The sequence below is a fragment of the Achromobacter sp. NPDC058515 genome (assembly GCF_042721735.1).
Lineage (GTDB): Bacteria > Pseudomonadota > Gammaproteobacteria > Burkholderiales > Burkholderiaceae_B > Achromobacter.
Genome location: NZ_JBHXNI010000007.1, coordinates 268,740 through 280,434, shown reverse-complemented (window position 1 = coordinate 280,434; position 11,695 = coordinate 268,740). Strand labels below are relative to the sequence as shown.

General features: G+C 67.4%; 10 protein-coding genes. 6 read left to right on the top strand and 4 right to left on the bottom strand.

What is annotated here, in order from left to right:
* Nucleotides 1-49: 49 nt before the first annotated feature.
* The gene (locus ACFWP0_RS15065) at nt 50-1,678 is read left to right on the top strand and encodes an FAD-dependent oxidoreductase (RefSeq protein ID WP_377843328.1); all 1,629 of its coding nucleotides are present in this window, start codon (nt 50-52) and stop codon (nt 1,676-1,678) included.
* Entirely contained in the window at nt 1,675-2,010 is a 336-nt protein-coding gene (locus tag ACFWP0_RS15060; RefSeq protein ID WP_377843327.1) for a 4Fe-4S dicluster domain-containing protein, read from the top strand. The genes ACFWP0_RS15065 and ACFWP0_RS15060 overlap by 4 nt, the downstream gene beginning before the upstream one ends.
* A gap of 42 nt (nt 2,011-2,052) precedes the next feature.
* On the opposite strand, the gene ACFWP0_RS15055 is transcribed toward ACFWP0_RS15060, so the two are convergent.
* The 4 genes from ACFWP0_RS15055 to ACFWP0_RS15040 are packed head-to-tail and all read right to left on the bottom strand — an operon-like array spanning nt 2,053 to nt 6,481.
* On the bottom strand, nt 2,053-3,750 hold the full coding sequence (locus ACFWP0_RS15055; protein ID WP_377843325.1) for an amidohydrolase: 1,698 nt from the start codon (nt 3,748-3,750) through the stop codon (nt 2,053-2,055).
* A gap of 1 nt (nt 3,751) precedes the next feature.
* Nucleotides 3,752-4,660, bottom strand: a complete 909-nt coding sequence (locus ACFWP0_RS15050) for an ABC transporter permease (protein ID WP_377843324.1) — start codon at nt 4,658-4,660, stop codon at nt 3,752-3,754.
* Nucleotides 4,657-5,427, bottom strand: coding sequence for an ABC transporter ATP-binding protein (locus tag ACFWP0_RS15045; protein ID WP_377843322.1), 771 nt, complete (start codon nt 5,425-5,427; stop codon nt 4,657-4,659). The genes ACFWP0_RS15050 and ACFWP0_RS15045 overlap by 4 nt, the downstream gene beginning before the upstream one ends.
* A gap of 4 nt (nt 5,428-5,431) precedes the next feature.
* Nucleotides 5,432-6,481 (bottom strand): ABC transporter substrate-binding protein, encoded by a 1,050-nt coding sequence (locus tag ACFWP0_RS15040; RefSeq protein ID WP_377843320.1) that lies wholly within the window; start codon nt 6,479-6,481, stop codon nt 5,432-5,434.
* A gap of 245 nt (nt 6,482-6,726) precedes the next feature.
* On the opposite strand from ACFWP0_RS15040, the gene ACFWP0_RS15035 reads away from it, so the two are divergent.
* The 4 genes from ACFWP0_RS15035 to ACFWP0_RS15020 all read left to right on the top strand — a co-directional run bounded on the left by ACFWP0_RS15035 (nt 6,727) and on the right by ACFWP0_RS15020 (nt 11,624).
* Entirely contained in the window at nt 6,727-7,752 is a 1,026-nt protein-coding gene (locus ACFWP0_RS15035) for an ABC transporter substrate-binding protein (protein ID WP_377843318.1), read from the top strand.
* 471 nt (nt 7,753-8,223) lie between these two features.
* The gene (locus ACFWP0_RS15030) at nt 8,224-9,225 is read left to right on the top strand and encodes an ABC transporter substrate-binding protein (protein WP_377843317.1); all 1,002 of its coding nucleotides are present in this window, start codon (nt 8,224-8,226) and stop codon (nt 9,223-9,225) included.
* A 291-nt stretch (nt 9,226-9,516) separates the two neighbouring features.
* Complete coding sequence (locus ACFWP0_RS15025) at nt 9,517-10,374, top strand: ABC transporter permease (protein WP_377843315.1); 858 nt, start codon at nt 9,517-9,519, stop codon at nt 10,372-10,374.
* Entirely contained in the window at nt 10,371-11,624 is a 1,254-nt protein-coding gene (locus tag ACFWP0_RS15020) for a glycine betaine/L-proline ABC transporter ATP-binding protein (RefSeq protein WP_377843313.1), read from the top strand. Before ACFWP0_RS15025 ends, ACFWP0_RS15020 begins: the two co-directional genes overlap by 4 nt.
* Nucleotides 11,625-11,695 lie beyond the last annotated feature (71 nt).

The window sequence follows — 11,695 nt, the reverse complement described above, 5'->3', positions numbered from 1 at the left end:
GGCATACCATCGAACCTTCCATTGCAAGCAATCAAGAGCAGGGGGTTCCATGGCGGGCAACCACGCGGCGCCGCAAGGCAGCGCCAATTCGGGCTATGAGGCGGATGTGCTGGTTATCGGCGGAGGCCCCGCCGGCGCCTGGGCGGCCATACGCGCCGCCCGCGCCGGCGCAAGCGTCATCCTGGCCGACAAGGGCTATTGCGGATCGTCTGGCGCGACCGCCGCGGCCGGCACCGCGGTCTGGTACGTCGACCCCGATCCGCAAAAGCGCGAGGCCGCGATGGCCAGCCGCTACGAGATGGGGGGCCGGCTGGCCGATCGCGGCTGGATGCGCCGGGTGCTGGACCGGACGTGGGACGGCATCAACACCCTGGCCGACTGGGGCTACCCGTTCCCGGTCGATTCGGACGGGGCGTCGCGCCGCAATTCGCTGCAAGGCCCGGAATACATGCGCCTGATGCGCAAGCAGGTCAAAGAGGCGGGCGGCAAGATCCTGGATCACCATCCCGTGCTGGAATTGCTGCGCGACGAGCATGGCGCGGTGGCCGGCGCGGCGGGCGTGGACAGGCAGCGCGGCGGCGCCTGGTCGGCGCGGGCGGGGGCGGTGGTCATTGCCACGGGCGGCTGCGCTTTCCTCAGCCGGGCCTTGGGCTGCAACGTGCTGACCGGCGACGGCCTGCTGATGGCGGCTGAGCTGGGCGCGGAAATGTCGGGCATGGAGTTCTCCAACGCTTACGGCATTGCGCCGGAATTCGGTTCGGTGACGAAGACGCTGTTCTACAACTGGGCGACCTTCACCGATGCCGATGGCGTGCCGATTCCCGGCGCGGCGTCCAAGGGAGGCCGCTCGGTGATTGCGCGCGAACTGCTGCGGCAAAAGGTCTATGCGCGGCTGGACCAGGCCGACGGCGCCACGCGGCAGGCCATGCGCGCCGCGCAACCCAATTTCTTCCTGCCGTTCGATCGCAGCGGCATCGATCCGTTCACGCAACGCTTTCCGGTGACCCTGCGGCTGGAGGGGACCGTGCGCGGCACCGGCGGCCTGCGCCTGACGGGCGCGGATTGCGCGACCTCCGTGCCCGGCCTGTACGCCGCCGGCGATGCCGCCACGCGGGAGCCCATCTGCGGCGGATTCACGGGCGGCGGCAGCCACAATGCCGCCTGGGCCATTTCATCCGGCTCGTGGGCCGGCGAAGGCGCCGCGGCGCATGCGCTGCAAATGCGCGGCCGGGACCGGCTACGCATCGGGGCCGGTCAGGCGGGCCTGCGCGGACCGGGCGCGCGCGCGGCCGATGCCGCGGCGCTCGCCAAGGCCGTGCAGGACGAGGTCATGCCCTTTGAACGGAACTATTTCCGGACGGCCGAGGTGCTGGAGCCTTCCGTGGCCCGGCTGGACGCGCAGTGGCAGGCGCTGCGGGCGACGGGGCCGGCGGACTCCGTGGACTTGCTTGCCACGCGCGAAGCGGCGGCCATGCTGGCCACGTCGCGCTGGATGTACCGCAGCGCGCTGGCCCGCCGCGAGACGCGGGGCATGCACAAACGGTATGACTTCCTGGAGCAGGATGCCGCCCAGTACCATCACCTGAGTTCGGGCGGCCTGGACGAGGTCTGGGTGCGGCCGCGCGCCCATGCCGCGGACGGCGCGCCGGCGGCGACGCAAGAGAGGCTGGCGGCATGATCGAGCTGATCAGCGACAGCCGCTGCACCGGCTGCAATATCTGCGTCCGGGTCTGCCCGGTGAACGTATTCGATATCGTGGAGGGCGCGGCTCCCGTCATCGCCCGCCAGGACGCGTGCCAGACCTGTTTCATGTGCGAGGCCTGGTGCCCGGAAGACGCGATGTACGTCGCGCCGCAGGCCGACGCGCCCGTTCCCGTGGACGAACGGGAACTCATTCAGGCGGGACTGCTGGGCAGCTATCGCCGGCAGATCGGCTGGAATCGCGAGTCGCGCGCCCTGCGGGCGGCCGACCAGTCGTTCAAGCTGCTCGGGGGCGGCCCGGCCAAGTAGCGCCGCGGCCAATGATCGCCGCAGGCGCGGGCGGGGCGATGGTCAGGCCAAGTCCGCGCCGCGCGCCTCATGCACGATCCGGCCGCCCACGACGGTCATGGCGCACTGCGCCTCGCGCCAGGCATCGGGCGGCAGTTGCAGCGGGTCGCGGTCCAGCACCGCCAGGTCCGCCGCGAAGCCGGGCGCAAGCGGCCCTTTCCAGTCTTCGTCAAAGCTCAGCCGGGCGCCGGCGACGGTGAATGCATGCAGGGCGTCGCGGGCGGACAAGGCTTGGCCGGCGCCGATGACGCGGCCCGTCAGCCGCTCCCGGCGCGCGCCGGCTACCCACAGCGTGTGGAACGGATCGTACGGGATGTTGTCGGTCGCCAGCGACAGGTCCAAGCCCAGCTCCAGCATGGTCGCGTGAGGCGCCACGCCGTTGCCGCCGTCCGGCTCGTCCAGATAGGCCGCGCCGCCTTTCCAGAGGAAGTACGTCGGAATCGTGGTGACCAGCACGTCCAGCGCCTTGAGCGCCCTCAGGTCGTCGATGCGCGAGCGCGCGATGTGCTGGACGACCCAGCGGCGTCCCGCCAGTGGAAACCGGGCGTCGACCTCGCGCAGCACCGGCGCCACTTCATGCAGCTTGTCCGACACGATGACGTTGACGCGCAGGTCATGTTCGGCGGCCAGCAGGCACAGGGCCCGGAAATCCGCGGGCGTGACCGCCTGCTCGACAAATCCCGACCAGCCGGTGTCGGGCAGGTTGGCGCGCGCGCAGCAGGCCACGACGGGGTCGCCGCCATAGGCGATATGGATGCCGCTGACGCGGAACCAGGGGTCGCCCAGGCCGCGCCCGCGGGCGGCGGCAAGCCAGTCGCGCATGGCGCGGGCGGCTTCCGCCAGGTCGCTCCATGCCGGGCTGACGACCAGCGTGGACCGCATGGTCAGTTCGCCGTCCTCCCATAGCTTGCGATAGACCGAGATCGTCTCCGGCGCGCAGCCATGGCCCTCGTAGATGCTGGTGACGCCCTTGGCGTGGTAGCGCTGCTGCGAAATGCGCAGGCCCTTCAGGCGGTCGGCAAAGCCGAAGCGGGGCACGTCCGGCAGCAGGTCGAATTCCACGGCGGGGCGGGCATTGCGCTCGACGATGATGCCGTCCAGCTCGCCGGCTTCGTCGCGGCCCAGCTCGATGCCGCCGCAACGCGGGCGCGACGCGGGCGTCAGGCCGTTGCGGGCCAGGGCAAGGCTGTTGAGCGCCGCGCTGCCGGGCGGCTTGCCCCAGTTGCCGAAGGGCGCGGGGATATAGACGGGGTGCGCGGGGGCGGCCGCGTCCAATTCCTGGCGGGTGGGCAGGCGGCCCTCGGCCAGCTGCGCCGCGCCGCCGAAGAAATAGGGCGGCGTGCCGACGGGCATGGTCACGATGTACTCGCCCGCCGGGGTCGACCGTGCCTGCTCGCGCACCACGCGCAGCACGTCCTCGACGCTGCGCGCTTCGGCCAGCGACGGGCGCAGGGTCTTGAGCCCTTCGCGCTCCATGTGCGCGTGGGTGTCGTTGATGCCCGGAATCACCGTGGCGCCTTGCAGGTCGATCACCCGGGCGCCGCGGTCCGCCAGCGCCAGCGCCGCATCGTCGTAGGCGACGACCCGGCCGTCCTCCAAGGCGATCGCGCGGGCCAGCGGATGGGCGGCGTGGAATGTATGGATGCGGGCGTTGCGCAACACCAGCGCGCGGGGGGAGGCCCGCGTGTGCGATCGGCTCATGTCAGGAGGCGCTCTGATACCAGGGGAAGAGCCGCTTGACGGCCCAGACGAACAGGCGGTCCGCCAGGAAGCCGAAGGCGCCCAGCAGCACCAGGCCGATGAACATGATCTCCACCTGGAACAGCTGATGGCCCAGCGACATCATGTAGGCGATGCCTCGCGTGGACCCCGACAGCTCGGCCGCCACCAGCACGATGAGCGATACGGCGATGGCCTGGCGCACGCCCGCCAGGATGAAGGGCAGGGCGGCGGGCAGGATCACGAGGAACAGGGTTCGCGCGCGGCCCGCGCCCAGCGCGGCGGCGGAACGCAGGTACACGATGTTCGTGTCGCGCACGCCGATGAAGGTGGTGATCCAGATGGGAAAGAACGCGCCCCAGGCTATCAGCGCGATCTTCGGCAGTTCGCCGATGCCGAACCACAGCACGGCCAGGGGCACGACCGCCAGCGACGGCACCGAACGGAACCCATGCAGCACGGGTTCGCTCAGGTGGTGCAGGGGTTCGATGCGCGCCGTCAGGAATCCGGCCGTGATGCCCAGCACCAGCGCAATGCTGAATCCGGCGGCCGCGCGCGTCAGGCTGGCCGTGATGTGGGAGGCCAGTTCGCCCGACGCGATCATCGGCAGCGCCGCTTGCAGCACCCGGGAAGGCGGCGGGAACAGCGCCGGGTTCATCCAGGTAAACACGTGCGGGATGGCTTCCCAGCCCAGGAGGAACAGCACGATGCCCGCCAGGTTCAGCAGCAGGCGCTGCCGGCGCCTGGCGCGTTCCTGGCGCCGGTGCGCTTGCTGGTAGCGGTCCGCCACGCCGGTGCGCGAGGCGGGGGCGCCGCCGGCCGCATCCGGCGCGTTCAGGGTATCCGCCTGCGCAGCCGGATCGGGCGCGGGGCGCATCGTCAAAGATGTCATGCTGCCTGCCTGTGGGCACCGGCGGCCAGGGCGGCTTCGATCCGGTTGTAGTGTTGGGCGAACTCGATCGAACCGCGTTGCCGCGGGTAGTCCAGATCGATCCGGATGTCGTCGCTGATGGCGCCCGGGTGCGGCGCCATGACGATGACGCGCTGCGCGAGGAAGATGGCTTCGTCGATATTGTGGGTGACGAATACGACGGATACGCCGGTCTCCTGCCACAGCCGCAGCAGGTCCTTTTGCAGCGTCGAGCGGGTCATGGCGTCGACGGCGGCAAAGGGCTCGTCCATCAGCAACACCTTGGGTTCGACGACCAGCGAACGCGCCACCGCAATGCGCTGGCGCATGCCGCCGGACAATTCGTGCGGATACCGGTCGGCCGAGGCGGCCAGGCCCACGCGCTCCAAAGCCGCCAGCGCGCGATGGCGGCGCTGCGGGGCGGGCGCCGACTGCGCCCGCAAGCCGAACTCCACGTTCTGGCGCGCCGTCATCCACGGAAACAGCGCGTATTCCTGGAACACCACGCCGCGCTCGGGGCCGGGCCGTTCGACGCGCCCGCCCTGGAATCGCACCGTTCCGTCGGTGGGCTGCAGAAAGCCCGCAAGCAGATGCAGCAGCGTGGTCTTGCCGCAGCCCGAGGGACCGATGAGGCAGGCGAATTCGCCCGCCGCCAGATCCAGCGACACCTCATGCAGCGCCTGGGCCGGCGCATTGCCGCGCGTCGCAAAAAACTGCGACACGCGCTGGAATTCGATCAGGGCGCCCATGCCGTCAGGCCAGCCTGACGCGGTCGGGCGCGGCCGCGGACAGCGGCGCATCCTTGACCGCGGCGCGGAACAGGGCGCGCAGATCGCCGGCGGGCGCGGGCGCGAGCTTGGCGTCGATGGCCCACTTGGCCTGGTTCACCAGGTCGTCGATGAAGCTGTCGTCAAACCCCACCTTGAACTCGAACACCGACGTGGCCAGCTTGACGTCGGCGGGCGTGCTGCGGATGCGCGCGGCGATCAGTTCGGGCCAGGCCGGGTCCTGCGCAATGCGCTTCTCGGCATCGAGCAGCGCGCCGATCGCATCCTTGACCAGCGCCTGGCGCGTGTCCAGGGTGTTCTGGTTGACCAGCAGCAGCTGATGGCTGCGGAAGTACTTCTCGTAGCCGTCCTGCGTCAGGAAGTAGGCCTTGCCGCCGCTTTGGCGCAGCGCGGCGTTGCCGGCCTGCGCGGTCCACGAGAAGGCGTCGATGTCGCCCCGCACCAGCGCGCCGATCAGGTCGGTGGGCGCCAGGTTCACCTGCGTGATGTCGCTGGCCGACAGCTGGGCGAATTCCAGATACTTGGCCAGCGCGTACTGGCCCGAGGTGCCCGCCGGCGTGCCGACCTTCTTGCCCTTCAGGCTTGCCGGCTTGTCGGCGGCGATGCCGCTGCCTTCGCGGGCCACGATCTTCATGTCGTAGGAGTACCGGCTGAAGTTGGCCAGGATGCCGGGCTTCAGGCCCTGCAGCACGGCGAACACCACGGGCGTGTCGGTGGTGGTCGAGAAGTTGGCCGAGCCGGCCAGGAGGGCCTGCATCGAATCGCGCCCCGTGGGAAAGTCCAGCACCTTCAGGTCGACGTTGCGCGCCTTCCAGTAGCCGGCGCTTTCGGCCACGAAGGGCAGGGCCCAGGTGTAGCCGGCGCTGCCGGAGGCCAGCGTGGCCTGCTCGCGCGACTGCGCAAGCGTCACGCCGGGCAGCGAGCCGGCGGCGCCGGCCGCCGCCACCGCGCCGATATGGAACAGCAGGCGCCGGCGCGCGGTGTCGATCGACGGCAGCTTCTTGTACGAACTCATGATGTCCAACCCCGATATGCATGTGAAATAGCTTGGGGTCATGCTACGGAGCGAAAGCTGCGCGGACAAAGAATATCTAGACATATGCTTGTTTCGCCAAGGCCGCGCCTTCCTTGCCCGGTCGCGGCCATTCTTCCATCCGCTATTTGGATAGCAGAAATTGATCGTTCCGGCGCGGCGCCCGCCGTTGCTAGGATCGCCGGCCACCCTACGTGCGAACAAACCGGCCAAGGAGCCTATTGCCCATGTCTTTCCATCCCTTCCGCTCGCGGCGCGTCGCCGTGTATGCAACGCTTCTGGCCTTGGCGCTCGGCACCGCCGCGGCCCCTGCCCATGCCGAAGGCAGCTTGCGCGTGGCGCAGCAGTTCGGCATCGCCTACCTGATTCTCGATGTGGTGAAGGACCAGAAGCTGATTGAGAAGCACGGCAGGCAGGCCGGGCTGGACATCAAGGTGGAGTGGGCGCAGATATCGGGCGCTTCGGCCATGAACGAGGCGCTGCTGGCCGGCGCGCTGGACATGGTGTCGGCGGGCGTGCCGCCGGCGCTGGTGCTGTGGGACCGCACGCGCGGCAAGCAGAACGTGAAGCTGGTGGCGGCATTGGGCTCCTTGCCCAACTATCTGCTCAGCAACAATCCGGCCGTCAAGACGCTGGACGACTTTTCTTCCAAGGACCGCATCGCCGTGCCTGCGGCCGGCGTGGGGTTCCAATCGCGCACCTTGCAGATCGAGGCCGCCAAGCGCTATGGCAAGGAGAACTTCAAGCGCTTCGACGATATCTCCATCAGCCTGCCGCACCCCGATGCCACCACCGCGCTGATTTCCGGCGGCCTGGAAGTGAACGCGCATTTCTCCAGCGCGCCGTTCTACTACCAGGCATTGGAGCGCAATCCGGCGGTGCACAAGGTGATCAGTTCATACGACATCCTGGGCGGCCCGGCGACGTTCAACGTGCTCTACACCACGCAGAAGTTCCACGACGACAACCCCAAGACGTATAAGGCCTTCTATGCCGCGCTTGCCGAAGCGGCCGCGTGGATTCCGGCGCATAAGGAAGAGGCCGCCGCCGTCTTCATCCGGCAGCAGAATTCCAAGCTGCCGCCGGAATTCGTGAAGCGGATCGTCGACGATCCCGAGAACCAGTTCACCGTGTACCCGCAGCAGACGCAGGTGTATGCGGACAAGCTGCGCGAGATCGGTGTGCTGCAGGGCCAGGCCGCGTCCTGGAAGGATTATTTCTTTGTGGAGGCCCATCCGAATCCGGGGAGCTGAGCGCTATTGGGCACGGAAAATGCGTGCGCGCGGGGTCCAGAAGGGGCGTTTCAGGCCCTTTTGGAACCGCCTGTATGTATTAATATGAACATAATATTAACTAAATGTATCTTTGCCTCGCAGGCAATTTTCCCCAGGAGAAAATGGCAATTTTCCTCTGGTCGATCGGGGTTATCCCCTAGGTTTTTAGCCCCGAATGTATCTGTTTCATTCATGCCTGGGGTTGGGCGGCGCAGCAATTTCGTTTAAGATGCTGCCTTCTTCGTTCAGTTTGTTCACTTTCTGTGGGTTTTCAAAAACCTCGTTTTTGAAACTCCTGTCTTGCAAGACCCCGCATCCTCGCGGACGGTCTTGTTGCTAGTGTCGGTTTGTATTGGCGGTTCTGCCCGTCTTCCGCACAACCCCCTTAGCTCCATGGCACCTTCAGGCCAGGCCTGGCGTGTGTGCCTGAACCTATGGAGGCAAAAGCCAATGCGTTTTACCCCTGTCAAGACCCTGGCCGCCGTGGCCGTGTTGTTCGCCTTTGCCGGATCGGCCCAAGCCGCCGACGCCCCTCAGTGCGAAATCAAGCGGCCCGTCAATTTCGGCGCCATGAACTGGGAATCCAACCTGGTCCTGGTCGATGTCGAACGTTTCATCATGGAAAAGGGCTACGGTTGCAAGACCGAAACCCTGCCCACCGAGACCCTGCCCGCCCTGGCCGCGCTTGAGCGCGGCGATCTGGATATCAACACCGAGATCTGGCTGAATAGCGTTGCCGATCCCTGGGACCGCGCCGAGAAGACCGGCAAGGTCAAGCGCATCGGCGACCTGTACATGGGCGCCGAGGGCTGGTACATCCCGCGCTACACCGCCGAGCGCCTGCCCGAGCTGAAGGCCGCGGCCGACCTGCCCAAGTTCAAGGACGAGTTCAAGGACCCGGAAGAGCCCGGCAAGGGCCGCTTCTACGGCTGCCCGGCAGGCTGGGGCTGCGAAGTCACCAGCAACAACCTGTTCCACGCCCTGAAGCTGGACGACTCCTACACGCTGTACTCGCCCGGCACGGGCGCGGCGCAGAAGGCGGCCCTGATGTCGGCCTACAAGCGCAAGCAGAACGTGGTCTTTTACTACTGGTCGCCCACGCCCCTGGTCGGCGCCATGGACCTGGTCAAGCTGGACATGCCGCCCTACGACGCGGAAAAGCACAAGTGCCTGACGTCGAGCAAGTGCGCCAAGCCCGAGCCCAGCGCCTATCCCGACAACCCCGTCTTCACCGCGGTGAACACCAAGTTCTCGCAGGAAGCCCCCAAGCTCACCGAATTCCTGTCCAAGGTCTCGGTGCCGCTGCCGGTGATCAATGAAACCCTGGCCCACATGGAAGAGTCCGGCGACGAGTCCAGCGCCGTGGCCAAGTGGTTCCTGAAAAACAAGCCCGACGTCTGGACCAAGTGGGTTCCCGCCGACGTCGCCGGGCGCGTCCAAAGCGCGCTGTAACGCACCGTGGCCCTGGCTGCGCGCCGCAGTGGCGCGTGCCGGCCCTCCGTGGGGCCGGACATCTTTGCCGGGATGGCCGCTGACCGGGCGAGAGCGCCCGGTCCCTCAAGCGCGCTTGTGCCGCCACCTCGGGTGGCAGCTTCCGCGGTGTCTGACACCCTCGCGAGAGGGTCTCGGCATGCGGCAGCGTATCAAGGTGTCAGACACCTGTTTAAGTCTCATTGTTTTCCGCGACGCCGGGATTGCCGGTGGCGACACGGGCGGTGAGCGCGCCAGAATGGAGTCGAATTCATGTTTCCTGAAATTATTCCCGCCCGTCAGGTGCGGGGGGCGATCGACGGTTTTGTCGATCACTTGGTCACCAACTACGCGGACACGCTCGAGACCCTGTCTCAGCCTGTCCTGCACGCGTTGGTGTGGCTGGAGCAAGTGCTGCGCAACTCGCCCTGGTGGGCGGTGGTAGCTGTCACGATCGCGATCGCCTGGGGCGTCAGCCGCCGTATCGGCCTGAGCCTGGCGATGGGCGCGCTCTTGTGCGTGATCGGCGTGCTGGGCCTGTGGGACGCCGGCATGCAGACGCTGGCGCTGATGATCATGGCGGCCGGCCTGTCGGTGCTGATCGGCATCCCGCTGGGCGTGCTGATGGCGCGGGTGAACTGGCTGCGTTCCGGCATGCTGCCGGTGCTGGACGTGATGCAGACCATGCCCAGCTTCGTGTACCTGATTCCCGTCGTCATGCTGTTCGGCCTGGGCAAGATTCCCGCCATCATCGCGACCGTCATCTACGCCGTGCCGCCGCTGATCCGCCTGACGGACCTGGGCATCCGCCTGGTGGACCGCGAAGTGCTGGAAGCCTCGCGCGCCTTCGGCGCCAACCCGCGCCAGCAGCTCTTCGGCGTGCAACTGCCGCTGGCGCTGCCCAACATCATGGCCGGCATCAACCAGACCACGATGATGGCGCTGTCGATGGTGGTGATCGCGTCGATGATCGGCGCGCGCGGCCTGGGCTATGAAGTCCTGCTGGGGATCAACCGCCTGGAAGTGGGCCGGGGCCTGTTGGCCGGCTTGGGCATCGTGGTGCTGGCCGTGCTGTTCGACCGGATCACGCAATCGTATGGACAGCGCATGCGCATGGGAGGCCAGCGATGAGCAAGATCGAGGTCAAGAACATCTACAAGGTCTTCGGATCGCATCCGAAGAAATGGCTGGAAGCCGCCCAGGGCGGCATGAGCAAGGAACAGCTGCTGGCCGAAAGCGGCCACACGCTGGGCCTGCGCGACATCAGCCTGTCCATCGAAGAAGGCAGCATCTACGTCATCATGGGCTTGTCGGGCTCCGGCAAGTCCACGCTGATCCGCCACTTCAACCGCCTGATCGAGCCCAGCGCCGGCCACATCCTGGTCGACGGCGTGGACGTGGTGAGCCTGAACAAGCGCGAGTTGGAAGTTTTCCGCCAAAAGAAGATGAGCATGGTGTTCCAGCGCTTCGGCCTGTTCCCGCACCGCACCGTGCTGGACAACGCCGCGTACGGCCTGACCGTGCAAGGCGTGGGCAAGGCCGAACGCGAGAAGCGCGCCCGCGATTGGCTGGAGCAGGTGGGCCTGTCCGGCTTCGAGAACCAGTATCCGCATCAGCTTTCCGGCGGCATGCAGCAGCGCGTCGGCCTGGCCCGGGCGCTGGCCACCGACGCCGAGATCCTGCTGATGGACGAAGCGTTCTCCGCGCTGGACCCGCTGATCCGCCGCGAAATGCAGGATCAGCTGCTGCAGCTGCAGGCCAAGCTGAACAAGACCATCGTGTTCATCACGCATGATCTGGACGAAGCCCTGCGCCTGGGCAACCGCATCGCCATCCTGAAGGACGGCGAGCTGGTGCAGGAAGGCACGCCGGAAGACATTCTGCTGAACCCGGCCAACGACTATGTGCAGTCGTTCCTGCAGGACGTGAACCGCACCAAGGTGCTCAACGCCACGCACGCCGTCAACCCGGCGCGCCTGACCTTGACCATGCGTTCGCGCCCCGCGCACGCCATGGACCGCATGAACGCCCTGGACTACGAATACGCGCCGGTGCTGGACGGCAAGCGGCTGGCCGGCGTGCTGACCGCCAAGGCGGCCGCCCAGGCCATCCAGGAAGGCGCGCGCGACGTGTCCCGTTTTGTCGAGGACCTGGCCTCCGTGCCGGCCACGGCGGGCCTGGGCGAAGTGCTGGCCCAATTGGTGCATAGCGACCAGCCGGTTGCCGTGACGGGCGAGGACGACGAGTTCCTGGGCATGCTGTCGCGCAAGAAGGTGGTGGAGCTGGTGACGCCGGCCCTTGCCGAAACGGCGGTCGCGGCCGAGGCATCCGCCGAGCTGGAAGGCCAGCCCGAGCCCGAGCACCGGGGCGAAGCCGCCTGACATCGGCGTCCGCCTGAGGAAAAACTCTGCCCGCGCGCGAAGGCTTGCACGCGGGCAGAGTCACGATATGA

What these genes read in the sequence shown, in the direction of transcription:
- ACFWP0_RS15065 (WP_377843328.1), top strand. Translation starts at nt 50, where the DNA reads ATGGCGGGCAACCACGCGGCGCCGCAAGGCAGCGCCAATTCGGGCTAT.
- ACFWP0_RS15060 (WP_377843327.1), top strand. Translation starts at nt 1,675, where the DNA reads ATGATCGAGCTGATCAGCGACAGCCGCTGCACCGGCTGCAATATCTGC.
- ACFWP0_RS15055 (WP_377843325.1), bottom strand. Translation starts at nt 3,750, where the DNA reads ATGAGCCGATCGCACACGCGGGCCTCCCCCCGCGCGCTGGTGTTGCGC.
- ACFWP0_RS15050 (WP_377843324.1), bottom strand. Translation starts at nt 4,660, where the DNA reads ATGACATCTTTGACGATGCGCCCCGCGCCCGATCCGGCTGCGCAGGCG.
- ACFWP0_RS15045 (WP_377843322.1), bottom strand. Translation starts at nt 5,427, where the DNA reads ATGGGCGCCCTGATCGAATTCCAGCGCGTGTCGCAGTTTTTTGCGACG.
- ACFWP0_RS15040 (WP_377843320.1), bottom strand. Translation starts at nt 6,481, where the DNA reads ATGAGTTCGTACAAGAAGCTGCCGTCGATCGACACCGCGCGCCGGCGC.
- ACFWP0_RS15035 (WP_377843318.1), top strand. Translation starts at nt 6,727, where the DNA reads ATGTCTTTCCATCCCTTCCGCTCGCGGCGCGTCGCCGTGTATGCAACG.
- ACFWP0_RS15030 (WP_377843317.1), top strand. Translation starts at nt 8,224, where the DNA reads ATGCGTTTTACCCCTGTCAAGACCCTGGCCGCCGTGGCCGTGTTGTTC.
- ACFWP0_RS15025 (WP_377843315.1), top strand. Translation starts at nt 9,517, where the DNA reads ATGTTTCCTGAAATTATTCCCGCCCGTCAGGTGCGGGGGGCGATCGAC.
- ACFWP0_RS15020 (WP_377843313.1), top strand. Translation starts at nt 10,371, where the DNA reads ATGAGCAAGATCGAGGTCAAGAACATCTACAAGGTCTTCGGATCGCAT.